Source organism: Mariniradius saccharolyticus AK6 (genome assembly GCF_000330725.2).
In the GTDB taxonomy this organism is placed as follows: Bacteria; Bacteroidota; Bacteroidia; order Cytophagales; family Cyclobacteriaceae; genus Mariniradius; species Mariniradius saccharolyticus.
Genome location: NZ_AMZY02000006.1, coordinates 217,786 through 230,238 on the forward strand (window position 1 = coordinate 217,786; position 12,453 = coordinate 230,238).

General features: G+C 47.2%; 10 protein-coding genes. 3 read left to right on the forward strand and 7 right to left on the reverse strand.

Translation table 11 applies throughout. The features are described 5' to 3' along the window. Positions 1–11: 11 nt before the first annotated feature. From C943_RS05060 to rlmH, 4 genes are all read right to left on the reverse strand, one after another. The gene (locus C943_RS05060) at positions 12–1,541 is read right to left on the reverse strand and encodes a cryptochrome/photolyase family protein (protein WP_008624916.1); all 1,530 of its coding nucleotides are present in this window, start codon (positions 1,539–1,541) and stop codon (positions 12–14) included. A gap of 48 nt (positions 1,542–1,589) precedes the next feature. After that, the gene (locus tag C943_RS05065) at positions 1,590–3,470 is read right to left on the reverse strand and encodes a T9SS type B sorting domain-containing protein (protein WP_008624917.1); all 1,881 of its coding nucleotides are present in this window, start codon (positions 3,468–3,470) and stop codon (positions 1,590–1,592) included. A 324-nt stretch (positions 3,471–3,794) separates the two neighbouring features. Next, the gene (locus C943_RS05070; protein ID WP_040479170.1) at positions 3,795–5,207 is read right to left on the reverse strand and encodes a DUF1254 domain-containing protein; all 1,413 of its coding nucleotides are present in this window, start codon (positions 5,205–5,207) and stop codon (positions 3,795–3,797) included. 808 nt (positions 5,208–6,015) lie between these two features. After that, positions 6,016–6,489 carry a 23S rRNA (pseudouridine(1915)-N(3))-methyltransferase RlmH gene (rlmH, locus tag C943_RS05075; protein ID WP_008624938.1) on the reverse strand — a complete coding sequence of 158 codons (474 nt, stop codon included), beginning with the start codon at positions 6,487–6,489 and terminating at the stop codon, positions 6,016–6,018. A gap of 190 nt (positions 6,490–6,679) precedes the next feature. On the opposite strand from rlmH, the gene C943_RS05080 reads away from it, so the two are divergent. Next, positions 6,680–7,180 carry a fasciclin domain-containing protein gene (locus C943_RS05080; RefSeq protein WP_008624939.1) on the forward strand — a complete coding sequence of 167 codons (501 nt, stop codon included), beginning with the start codon at positions 6,680–6,682 and terminating at the stop codon, positions 7,178–7,180. A 53-nt stretch (positions 7,181–7,233) separates the two neighbouring features. On the opposite strand, the gene C943_RS05085 is transcribed toward C943_RS05080, so the two are convergent. Next, the gene (locus C943_RS05085; protein ID WP_008624940.1) at positions 7,234–7,707 is read right to left on the reverse strand and encodes a YcxB family protein; all 474 of its coding nucleotides are present in this window, start codon (positions 7,705–7,707) and stop codon (positions 7,234–7,236) included. A gap of 168 nt (positions 7,708–7,875) precedes the next feature. Here C943_RS05085 and C943_RS05090 point away from each other — a divergent pair, with 168 nt between their 5' ends. Next, entirely contained in the window at positions 7,876–8,106 is a 231-nt protein-coding gene (locus C943_RS05090) for a hypothetical protein (RefSeq protein ID WP_008624941.1), read from the forward strand. Here the strand turns inward: C943_RS05090 and C943_RS05095 are convergent, their stop codons facing one another. Together C943_RS05095 and C943_RS05100 are read right to left on the reverse strand one after the other, a co-directional pair. Beyond that, a complete protein-coding gene (locus tag C943_RS05095; RefSeq protein ID WP_040479083.1) occupies positions 8,107–8,526 on the reverse strand; it encodes a Fur family transcriptional regulator in 420 nt (139 codons plus the stop codon). 149 nt (positions 8,527–8,675) lie between these two features. Further along, positions 8,676–11,210, reverse strand: coding sequence for a zinc-dependent metalloprotease (locus C943_RS05100; RefSeq protein WP_008624944.1), 2,535 nt, complete (start codon positions 11,208–11,210; stop codon positions 8,676–8,678). A 122-nt stretch (positions 11,211–11,332) separates the two neighbouring features. On the opposite strand from C943_RS05100, the gene C943_RS05105 reads away from it, so the two are divergent. Next, entirely contained in the window at positions 11,333–12,445 is a 1,113-nt protein-coding gene (locus C943_RS05105) for an NAD(P)/FAD-dependent oxidoreductase (protein ID WP_008624945.1), read from the forward strand. Positions 12,446–12,453 lie beyond the last annotated feature (8 nt).

Here is a 12,453-nt window from a genome sequence, read left to right on the forward strand (position 1 = left end):
CCTCCTCCCAATTACAAATCATTCAGCTCCCCCAAATACTTCTCTGCCTGATCGAGTATTGCTTGTCGGTCCTGCATCTTCTCCCAAGTCCTGTACATCATCCCAATCCGGGGATTGGTGGCCAGCTTGTCAGCGTGCCGATGGTAAAAATGCCAATAGAGGCTGTTGAAAGGACAGGCGCGGTCTCCGGTTTTCTTGGTTTTGTCGTAAAAGCAGGAGCCACAGTAATCACCCATTTTGTCGATATAGTTGGCGGAGGAAACATAAGGCTTGGTGCCAACGATGCCCCCATCCGCAAATTGGCTCATGCCCCGGGTGTTGGTAATCTCGACCCATTCGATAGCGTCGATGTAGATGCCCAAGTACCATTCGTCCACAGCATCGGGGTGGATTCCCGCCAACAACGCGAAATTTCCCGTCACCATCAGCCGTTGGATATGGTGCGCATAGGCATGCTTTAGCGATTGCCCGATGGCATGGCGCAAGCAGTTCATTTTGGTCTTTCCGGTCCAGAAAAAATCAGGCAGCGGACGCTCGTGCCCAAAGTAATTAAGCCCTTGGTAATCTGGCATTTTGGCCCAATAGACGCCGCGCATGTATTCCCGCCAACCAATAATCTGCCTGATGAATCCCTCCACCTGCGCTATCCCAATGCTTTCCTGGTGCCGATACCAATATTTCTCCACGTATTCTACGACTTCGAGTGGGGAAATCATCTTTGTATTCAGTCCAAAACTCAGCCGGCTGTGAAAAAGAAACGGATCCTGCCTGAGCATCGCGTCCTGGTATTCCCCAAAATGCGGGAGCAGCTTTTCGCAGAAATATTCCAACATAACAAGACACTCCTGCCGTGTGACAGGCCAGGGGAAGTTTGTAGGGTCGATTTTCCCGATTGTCTTTACACCCTGTTGCTCGATCATTGTCAGGATATCGGAAACGTCCCTCTGGAAGGTCTTGGCTTCCTTGAGCAAAAGCAGGTCTTTGAGCTTGTTCCTGTTGTCATGGTCATAATTCCACTGCCCCGTCAGCGGCTGCGAACCGTCCATGAGGATTTGGTATTTTTTGCGCATTTCCCGGTAAAAGCTCTCCATGAGGTAGGTCTTTTTTCCCTTGAAAAAATCTGCCATAAATCCCCGCTCAGTCAAAAAATGCTCCGTATCGTAGGCTTTTGAAGGAATTTCCAGTTGGCTGCAAAATGCGACAAGCTGTTGGTCCAACCGATATTCGTCCGGAAGTTGGTATTCGAGCCGCTCGATTTTCTGCTGCGCAATGATCCAATTCAGGTTGGCCGTAAGGCTTTCCTGCTGTTCGGGATGGTCGAGTGGCCAATACAAAACCACATGGCCTTGTTCCCGAAGTTCCCTGGTAAACTCCCGCATCGCTGCGAAAAAACCCACAACCTTTTGGATATGGTGCCGGACGTAATCGGTCTCCTGCCGCATTTCCATCAGGAGATAGAGCACGTCGCCGCTCTTTTCAGAAAACCAGGAATGTTGGGAATTGAGTTGGTCGCCAAGGATAAGGCGCAGGGTTTTGGCCATGTTGCATTGGATCTTCCAACATGGAAAAGCATTTCCAAGGCAATTTGTTTAGCGAATCAAGGTAAGCATACCGGATTCTTGGACCGATTCCCCGGCATCCGTTACCAAACTGATCTTGAATACATAGCTTCCGGAAGGTGCCTCCTGACCCATCACACGGCCGTCCCAGCCAATTCTTTCGGATTGGGAACTCGAAAAAATCAACTCACCCCAAGTGTTGAATATATCCATGCGGAAAAATGAGTAAGCTTTCAACTTGGGCTCAAAGGTATCGTTGAGACCGTCGCCGTTTGGAGTGAAGGCATTTGGAATCAAGATAACTTCGCTGGATTCCTGTACGCTGATTTTCTCTTTCTGCACAGATGAACAACCAAAAATGTCATAGCCTTTGAGCACGATCTCAAACTGTCCCGGAGTTTCGTAGACGTGTATGGGGTCTTTTTCACGAGAAACCGTGCCGTCGCCGAAATCCCATTCCCAAGCGATGAATTCTTCGGACGCCAAACTCTCAAACTGGAGCGGATCTAAGACTTCGATTTCAGTTCCGTTGACCTTACGGAGTTTTTTGTATTCAAATGCCAAACGATCTGCGGAAAGTACCTGCCCGTAGTTGACGGATTTGGTTTCGGTTACTTTGCAGCCATTGGCATCTGTGATTTCTACGCTGATTTCATTTTCTTCCAAAAACTCGATCTCATTGCCGGTTTGCTTTCCGTTGAGCCATTTGATCGTGTAGGGGGCCTTACCGCCTTGGACGCCGACCCAGGCTACACCTTTGGCCTCGCCACTGCTGCAATCCACGTCAAGCATCGTCTCGATGCGGGCCTGTAGTTTTTCGGGGGCACTGATTTCAAAGGACTTTTCGATGCTGCAGCCATCGGCATCGGTCACCGTGACCTCATACAATCCGGCGGACAATCCTTCCAAATCCGGTGTTGTTGCACCATTGCTCCAAGAGAAAGTGAAAGGAGCTTTTCCACCCTTCACCTCCAGATTGACGTAGCCATCAGCCGACTCGGCACAGGAAAGATCAAGACTGGCTTCTGCGCTGACTTCCATTGCTGCAAATGCATCTATCGTAAAGGACTTGGAAACTGTGCAGCCATTGGCGTCTTTGACGGTCAGTTCATAGCTGCCTGCTTCCAAGCCTTCGATTTTTTCGGTGGTTTTGCCATTGGACCAAAGGAAAGAGAATGGAGCTTTTCCCCCAGCTATGCTGACAGAGATGGAACCTTTTTCCTGGCTGCAGGAGATCGGCACGATATCATCCTTGATCGTCATACCCTCCGCGCCCGCAGGGATTTCGAAAGAGAGCGTTTGAAAACACTGGTAAAAATCGGAGACTTTTACGGAGTATGTACCCGGTGCGAGGTCTGTGGCTTCGAGGGCATTTTTCAAACCATGGCTCCACTCGATCGTGTAGGGCTCTCCGCGGCCAAATTTGATATTGATGCTCGCTTTTCCATTGGGTGTATTGCCGCAAGAGGCGGGCTGGATTTCCTTCATTTCGACGATAAGCGGAAAGGGCGGCTGCACCACAATCCGCTCCATGATTCCATTTCCTTTGCTGTCCTTGACCCAAACGGTATAGGTACCGGCGTTGAGATTATAGCGATTTTGGACGGTTTGAAGGTTGTTCCACTTGAAGGTGTAGGGAGGAAATCCCCCAATCACGTTGAGGATGATATGGCCTTTGTCGGAGGAACTGCACAGCGCCAACTTACCCGAAACGATCAGGGTCATACCCGTTTCGCCGTCACCGTAGGAAAAAGTCTTGGAAACCCGGTACTGGTGTGCAAACTCCGAAAATGGGTTCCTGTAGCCCGGCGCCGAAATTTCTTTCTCTTCGATCCTTTGGGCCAATGAAAAATGGGCAAAAAGCTGAATCAGCATTCCAAAAACAAGAATCCGATATGTTTGCCTGGCCATTTTCATGGATTTTCAGCAGCCCAATACTTATTTGCACCAAGTTTTTTTGCCCTTGAAGGACACAAAAGTGTTTTTGGTGAAATGAAATATTATTTTATGCTTTTTGAAATAAACAAAATGATATTAATGAAGAGAGATAGATTTGATTAATAAAAGGTATTTTATTCCAAAAAAGCAAGCGGTGGTGAATTGAAAGATTTGAAGTTTAAAAAATTGAAGGATCTGCAAATCGGTGTTTTTTGGATGAGGTTTTCACAAAAAAATCCCCCGAGCCCAGAATCACTGGAATTAAAAGCTCGGGGGTTTGAATTGAGGCAGCTTGGATTATTGCACACGCACCAGTGGTGCAGGCTTCCATGTGCCGTTCATGGCTTCTTCTTTTGGCCAATACAATCGCATAACCAAAACAAAAGGCCCTTTTGGAGCGGGAAGCCAATTGGACTCCTTGTCTTTACCGGGAGATTCATGTTGGATATAGATCGTGATGCTGTCGTCAGCGTTGCGCTTCAAGCTGGGCAGCATCGGCGAATTGATCAAATAGCGGTTCAGCGGGTTGGCTACCAGCAAGCTGGCGGGCAATTCATACATAGTAACCGACCAAAAGGAATTCACCGGGGGCAATTCATCGGCTTTCATCTTCAGGGTATACTTGTTGGTTGTGGCATCCAAGCGCTGTCCATCCGCATCGGTCTGATAGATGGGATAGAGGGCTTCCTCTTTCGAATTGCCATAAATCCCCAATACAGCCCCTGCAAATCGGCGCAGGTAGTTGTTTTGCAAGTATTCCCTTGTACCAAATACATCCCCGCTGTTGAGTTTTCCGGTTTTGATCTCTTCGTTGTTGAATGTTTCAAATTCCTTCCATGCATCTTGGATACCTGCCGTCAATGCCTCTTTGATCTCAGGAGAAAGCGTTTCAGGATCAAAGGTTTGACCCGGGACTACACCGATTTTGGCAAAGCGTTCGAACAGTTCCTTTTCGGAAGCATGCACCGTGCAGAATTGCAGCCAAAAATTCAGCTGGTTGAAAAAGAGCAAGCTGGACCTTTGTTCTTCCCTTCCGAGGGGCTTCAGGAACTCGATGGCGGCAGGTTGGCTGGGCGCTGGCTGGCCGAGGTAGGAGGAAAGCGGCTGTATGAGGTAGCCAGACTGGATTTTGGCCACATTTTCCAAATCCTCCGGCGCAAAAAGCTGTGTCCTGAAAAAGGCAAACACGAGGTTGGTTTCCGCCTGGATGACCTCATCAAAACCCTCAGGTTTTTCACCCTTCCAATCTGGACCTACGAAAAGGTATTTCCCACCTTTATTGCCAGTGGTTCGGCTACCTATGTAGTGAAAATTATGTGTGAAACCATCTACCATCTGCACCGAGAAGTATCTCCCTGCTTCAATTTCAGGAATCGAAATCACGACCGGTTCGGCCCTCAGATCAAGTGCGCCCATGGAATAAGGCGTGTCTGAATTCGGTGTTTGGATCGCACGATCTTCGGATGTGTAAACTTTGGGTATGTTTTTGATTTGATTGAAATGTGCTTTGAATTCCGGATCTGATTCATCCACAAAGTAGGAATAGAATATCCGATAGTGGTCCACGAGTGGGTTGCCATAGATATAGGCTTCCTTGGCGATGGCACGGGCTTCTTCTGGTGTGACTGATATCTCTTTTGGCGCGCATTGAGCAAGGAGCCAAAGTGACAAAAATGCAGCCAAGAAAGGATTGTTTTTCAGGGTTTTCATTTGAAGTATTTTAAATGTAAAGATCGAAATTGATGTTTGGATTTCAGTCTTTTTCTTGGTGTCAATTCCGGCTATCATACTTGCACAAGGCAATTTTAACCCAACGATTTATACCCGCAAACAACAACTGATTCGCAGAACCAAAACAAATCGTGCAGACAACCAAACCACGTATTACATCCCAACCGATAAATGTGTGAAAAAGAATTCGGTGATACTAAACGCCACCGTACAATATTAAACCCGAGGCATGAATCAATGTAAAAAGTCCCGATAGATCCAAAAACAACCGTGGATACTCGGCCAATGATTGGGCGGCTGCGGAGCGTATTTGCAGAGGTTCTGATGGAAGTTAAGGACTTGCAAGCCGGTAAACACTTCCGACATATTTATCTGGCTGGAGAGTTGGTGAAAAAGCAAATCCAAAAAAAGACGGCTGAAAAAACCACAATGCATTCTCTAAGGTCAAGATGATATCCAGTTCAATAGTCCCATTCATATCCCCCTGGTTACCGTATTGCGGGGGAAATGCCGGTAGGTTTGCCGTCGACCACGGTAGGAAAATTCATCAAAAAGTACCGGCAAACTTCCAAATTTGAGTTCGATACTTGTAAACAAAAGGGGTATAGCAGATTCTTTTTTACGAGCTGGCTTCAGTCCTCGAGGGGTTTTTGCATGTTGTTGACTCGGACAGCTCTGCGTTTTTTGCAGGAGTGCGTGTTGGGAAGAGTCTTTGAGGCAGGATCGTAGGAAGAAATGAAATTGCTTGTGTATACCCATTTCCAGATTTCACTGGAGTTTCATAAACTCACTCATGATGATAAGGCTCATTCCTGAGGATGGTAAACGCCCTGTAGAGCTGTTCGACAAAAAATACCCGCACCATCTGATGGGAAAAGGTCATTTTGGAAAGGGATAACTTTCCATTGGCGCGTTGATACACGGCTTCAGAAAACCCGTACGGCCCGCCGACGACAAAGACCAATTGCTTCAGCCCTGTATTCATTTTTTTCTGGAGAAAACCGGAAAACTCCACCGAACCCATTTGTTTGCCCCTTTCATCCAACAGTACCAACTCATCCGCAGGAAGGACTTTCTTCAGAATCAATTCGCCTTCTTTTTCCTTTTGGTCGGTCTCACTCAGATTTTTGGCCTGCTTGATATCGGGAATGATATCCAGTTCAAACCGAATATAATGTCCCAAACGCTTCATGTACTCATCCAAGAGTTGCTGAATGGCAGAATAGTCTGTCTTTCCGATCGCGATAAGTTTGATTTGCATACTGCGAAGGTAATGGATGGGAATCAAGCTTAATTTTTTATTTCCCCAAAATGGGTATCAACGGATCAATTCTTGAGATGAAAAGCCCCATTATAGGTATCAAAAATTTTTAACAATTTTTTATAACTAATTGAAAAACAAACACATGTAGAAATTGATTCTGTATCCATAAACCAAATTTCAACACCACATGAAAAAATTACCGATTGTATTTGCCATGGTCATGTTAATGGTGACCTCATCTTTCACAGCCAACAAGAATGCCAGCTTGCATGCTGATGCTGATATCGTTGACCTAGCCGTGAAGACCGAATTTCTGTCCACACTCGTAGCCGCTGTCAAGGCAGGGGATTTAGCAGGTGTCTTGAAAGGTGAGGGACCTTTCACTGTATTTGCACCCACAAACGATGCGTTTGCAAAGTTGCCTGCTGGAACCGTAGAAAACCTGTTAAAGCCTGAAAACAAGGCGCAACTTGTGAAGGTGCTGACCTACCACGTTGTTCCTGGAAAGGTTTATTCAAAGGACTTGAAGAATGGTATGAAGGCGAAGACGGTACAAGGCTCCGAGGTGACTATCACGCTCCAAGGTGGAAAAGCAATGGTGAACAAAGCCAATGTAACCACTGCTGATATCGAAGCTTCCAATGGTGTAGTCCACGTAATTGATGCCGTTATCCTTCCTCCGATGTAATCTAAGGCAATTGGAAAGTGAAAGGGCTCCTTCAACAGAAAGAGCCCTTTTTTTTATGCCAAATAGCCTTTTCGTTTCAATATCGCTTCCACGAATTTCTTTTCATTTTCCGTATTGAAGATCTTGAAAGGCAAGTGTATAAATTGTGCCTTGGACATGGTTAATACAAATGCGTCTTTGGTGACTTCGGCTTTTTTGATCATATCCCATTTGATAGGCATTCCTTGGGTAGCGTTGAGTTTCATCAGGATTTGACGGCTATCAATTTCATAGGACATCTTTTCAAATATGGCCTTATTCTGTTCCATTTGGCTGACACCCGCAAACTGGATTACCCAAAAAAGCCAATACAGCGCATAAGCCAAAATAGCCATACTAATCCACCACCAAGAAGGAATCCAAAAATAGCCGCAAGCAATGGCCAAAGCGATCAATGCCACCCACCACTGTTCCTTGAGAATATTGGTGAGGCCCAGTTTGATATAGGTTTTGGATTCGAGTTGGTATTTTTTAGTCTTAACAATCATCGGTCTAAAATTTCAGTGGGCAAATATCCGATTATGTGCCTGATTTCACAAATGAATCCCAAAAGCAAATGAGAAAATCGAAAATTCTCAAATCAATTTTTTCCCTGAAAAGTTAATCCATTGACTTCTACATGGTTTTGTAGTAAATTATCCGAAAATTGTTTCAGTATGAGTAGCTTGGTGGTGGATCTTATTTTGGTTGGGTTGGCCTATGTGGTGCTGATTTATTTTATCGCCACCTTGACCAGGAATAAACTTAGCCGCAACAAAGGCAGCAACGATGATGGAGATGGTGGTGTGGAGGATTTTACTCCGCCAAAAATCGACCTGCCGCCGGGCGTAATTTGGCCCTCTGATGCCCCAAGGAAAAAAACACCCAGAAAACCTGTTGAGGTTTGATCAATTGCACTTGTCGCAGATTCCCTGTACCAACAGACTCACTTCCTTGTTGACATAGCCCTCTGGCAGCACGATTTTTGGCAATTGTACTTCATCTATACAGATTGTCTTGCCGCATTTTTCGCATTTGAAATGCACATGCTCGTGATCGTGGGAATGTCCACCTGCGTGGCTATGGCTGCAAAGTGCATACTTCGTGGCGCCACTATCGTCAAGCACTTTGTGAATCAGGTCACTTTCCAAAAAAGTCTTCAAAGTCCGATAGATGGTCACGCGATCAAAGTCAGCATTGAGTTTTTCCTCCAAATCCGCATGGGAAAGCGCCGCCTGCATTTTCAGGAATATTTTCAAAACTTCCTTTCGGCAGTCGGTGATACGCAGCTTGTGTCCTTGGAGGATTTGGGTTGGGTTTTGTGCCATGATCTAAACGTGAAACCGTGTAAAAATAAATATAATTCTCTTTTTCCGAAGGAAATGAAAAATCCCTCGGATTCCGAAAGATCAAAAACAGGGTTTTCCATGTTGAAGATCCCGAAAATCCGAGGGATTTGATGTTTAAACGAGTTTTGTTATGGCTCCAATGTTTTCTTAATTCTCTCCAATAGATCTTCCAAATGAAGCTTGGAGGCACGGTCGGAAGTCCGCGGAATTGCCGCCGAGATTTGCCTTTGAAGCGTCCTCAATTCACCCCGAGCCATGGGCCTAATGTCAGATTGGGAAGCATTGATCTGCGGTCCGGCAAAAGCCCTGAACTGTGCCGGAAGCGTCGGTTCGTTGGCTGTCAAGAGAAATTCCAAGCGCTCTACGTGTGCGCGCTGCAAACTTCTCCTGTGGACATCGATTGTTTTTCCACTTGCCAATTCGGACCAAATTCCCCCCCGGAGATCGTCAAAGAGCTCCGTGATTGCATAGGCCTGCTTTCCATTGAGAGCTTCATTCTCGATCACCCGGCCCAAACGTCCCCATTCGAGGATGCCGTTGAGTGTGGTTACTTGGACATTTCTGATCCGCTCAAGCGCTCCAAAATCGCCGATGCGGGAGATGATTTGGTCGTCCATAAGCCAAGAAGGCGTGGCGAAAAGCTCCTTATTGACAAATTGCACGGCACGTTTTTGCTTGGCCTTTTCCACATGGATGTAAACGGGGTCACCCTGACCCGCTGACTTGTAGATTTCATACACACCGCCGACATTGGTGCGCACGTGACCCATATAGCGGTTGTACTGTCCGATGACTTGGCCATACATTTCATTGAGGTCGCTGTAGTCCTTGAATGGCTTGTCAGCCTCTGCGGTCCATTCCATCAGGTTGGGGAGGATCCGCTTCAGGTTTTTGATACCATAGTCAGAAGCTTTCATGCCATCGTCTCCCAAATCTTCGCTTTGGGTGCTTGGGTCATAGTTGTTGCCCTGACGTCCGAATCTGTAAATCGGATCACCTTGTTTTTCAAGAATCCATTTGTCCAAAATGGGCTGCTCTTCCTCGGGAGTCTTGGCTTCCAAAATCGGGCGATAACCCCACATGATCGAATACTTGTCATAGGGGCCGACATTTGGCATCAAGCTGACCCCTTTGTCTTCTGGTTGGGCAATGTAATTGAACCGCGCATAATCCATGATGGAAGGTGCCGTTCCAAACTTGTGTGTAAACTCAGCGGAACGCAGGGAGTCCACCGGATATGCATGCGAGGAAGCAAAGTTGTGGGGCAAACCAAGCGTGTGGCCCACCTCGTGTGCTGACACGAACCGGATCAAACGACCCATCACTTCCTCACGGAAATTGACGCCCCGCGCTTCGCGATTGACGGCTGCAGTTTGTATAAAGAACCAATTACGCAGCAGATTCATCACGTTGTGATACCAGCCGATGTCGGATTCGATGATTTCACCAGACCTTGGGTCAGAAACGTGCGGACCGTAGGCATTTTGGATATCTGAGGCAAAGTAGCGGATCACAGAGTAGCGCGCATCTTCGGGGCTCCAATCAGGATCTTCTTGCGGACTAGGTGGATCCTTTGCCAAGATGGCATTTTTGAATCCTGCATGCTCGAAGGCGGCATTCCAATCCTCCACACCTTGCTTGAGATATGGCCTCCATTTCTCGGGTGTTGCCGGATCGATGTAGAAAACGATCGGCTTTTTGGGCTCTACCAGTTCCCCGCGATTGAATTTTTCGATATCCTCATCTTTCACTTCCAGTCTCCAGCGATCGAGGAATGTCCTTCTTGCGGCTCTTTGTTCATCCAAACCGTAATCGACAACCGATCTGCTGAACCAGCCAACGCGCCTGTCAGCCAAACGCTGCATCATCGGTTCTTTGGGGAGGAGCACCATCGAGCTGTTCATTTCCAATGTAATCGATCCGGTGCTGGAATTTGACGGAGGCTCGTTGGCCACATAGGTCATGACATACCGCGCCTCGATATTGATCGGATAGGTGCTGATGCGCTCGATATAGGATCGCTCCGCGTCAAACCTTGTCACCTTAAACTGGGTCCGGCGCTGCTGCGGAAGCCCGATGGCCTGTACATCTTTCGCAAACAAATCGGTCACCTCAATGACTACACCCTTGCCGTCTTTTGCTTTGGCTTTGACGTCAAACTTCTGCAGGATTGGTTCCAAGTTGGAGCTTTTCACTGCCGTGAATATTGGCAAGGAATCGGCTGCCGTATTGCTGTAGGATACCACCTTCAATAGGACATTGTCGCCATTTTGGTCCCATCTGACCAGCAGCGTATTGGTGCGCTCGCCGCCGTAGCCGATGCCGTCAGCCGTTTTTGCAATGGTGGTCACCATCAGCATTTCTCTGCCAAGCAGTGAATCCGGTATCTCATAGAAATATTTTCCATCCAAGGTGTGGACTTTGAAAAGCCCGTCTTTTGATTTTGCCTTGTCGGTGATGACTTCGGCATAGGGTTTCGGCCCTGGCTTGGCTTGAGGCCTTGGTGCCGGTGGTGTTGCAGGAGCGGCAGTTTGTTCGGGGGCATTTTTAGAATCTTTCTTCTTCTTTCGTTGTGCAAATGCATCCTCTCCAGAGAACACCATTCCTAGAAAAAGGAGAAAAAGAATTGCCCTGTTAAGTTTTATTTGGGTAAACTTCTTCATGGGTTAACAGTTGATTTAGAACTTTGAATTTTGAAAATAACTTGATTGCCGACAGAGTTCTTGGCCAAAACCCTCGAAATTTGATAAACGGCGTGACCATCCGATAAAGGGCCTGAACAAACATGCAAGAAACCGAGATTTTGATCGTTGGCGGGGGATTGGCGGGATTGGTCGCCGCGCATCAACTGGCGAAGGCAGGCCGCGAGGTTTTACTGGTGGAGAAAAAGGCTTACCCTTTTCACCGGGTTTGCGGAGAATACATTTCAAATGAGGTTAGGGGCTTTTTGGAACAAAACGGACTTTTCCCAGAATCGCTTGCACCATCCCAAATCGATCGATTTGTCTTGACTTCTACCGACGGCAATCGCGCCGAAATCCCGCTCGAAATGGGCGGATTTGGCATCAGCCGCTATGCCTTGGATTTGTTTTTGATGGAAAAAGCAAAAGCTGCCGGTGCCCAAATCCTCGAAAAAACCCAAGTCGAATCGCTAGCCTACGACAAATTTCAAGACGGTTTCGAAGCGGTTTTGGCAGACGGCAAGCGGATACGTGCAAAATATATCCTCGGTGCCTTTGGCAAAAGGTCCAAGTTGGACAAGGCATTGGACCGGGATTTTATCCACCGCCGCAGTCCATACATTGGTGTCAAATACCATATCCGAACGGATTTTGATCCCCATACGGTGGCCTTACACAACTTCGATGGGGGCTACTGCGGCGTCAATCGGGTCGAAAACGGGACATACAATCTTTGTTACCTTGGCTCCCAAAAACAACTGCGCCAATATGGGAATATTGCCGCCATGGAAAAGGCCGTACTTTATCAAAATCCTTTTCTCAAGGAAATCTTCGAGCATTCAGAGTTCCTTTTTGATAAACCCGAAGTGATCAATGAGATCAATTTTTCACCCAAGTCGCCCGTCGAAAACCACGTGTTGATGCTTGGGGATGCGGCAGGCCTGATTACTCCGCTTTGTGGCAACGGGATGGCCATCGCTATCCACACCGGCAAATTGGCGACAGAAGCGATCTTACAAAACAAGGACAGGCAAGCCATCGAAGCCCAATACCGAACGGAATGGAAAAGCCATTTCCAGCATCGTCTGTGGTTCGGACGCCAGATCCAATCCCTCTTCGGGGCCAAGTGGGTATCTGAGTTTTCGGTTGGATTGATCAAAAAATCCCCTTTTCTGGCGCGACAGATTATCAGGATGACGCATGGGAAGAGGATTTGAGGTTGGAA